Here is a 342-nt window from a genome sequence, read left to right as displayed (position 1 = left end):
CCGTTGTCGGTGAGCACGGCGCGGAACACGCGGTGCGTCCCGTCGGCGCCGAGGACCGCCCGGACGCCCTCCAGGGCGCCCGCGACGCACCCGGCGGTCTTCTCCTCCAGCGGCAGCGCGAGCTGGAGCCTGCTGGGGCGGTGCAGCAGCGTGAGCAGGCAGGCGCTGTCCTCCCGGGCCCCCTCGACGGTGTCCATCTCCCAGGCCGCGGCGCACGCGTCCTCCCCGAGGGCGAGGAACGCGGCATGTGACCTGCGGGCGGAGTGGCGGGTCGCCGCCCGGCGCGCGGCGCGCCTCCTCGGCCTGTAGCCGACCTTGCGCCTGAGCTCCATGTTGGTCATG

At 76.0% G+C, this 342-nt stretch carries 1 pseudogene; it reads right to left on the bottom strand.

Going from position 1 to position 342, the window contains the following annotated elements:
* Positions 1–342, bottom strand: a pseudogene (locus DWZ15_RS10570) (IS30 family transposase); the annotation flags it as partial.

This window comes from Collinsella sp. AF29-7AC (genome assembly GCF_003475665.1).
Classification (GTDB): Bacteria; Actinomycetota; Coriobacteriia; order Coriobacteriales; family Coriobacteriaceae; genus Collinsella.
The sequence above is the reverse complement of the archived record's forward strand: the minus strand, read 5'-3'. Positions and strand labels throughout refer to the sequence as shown.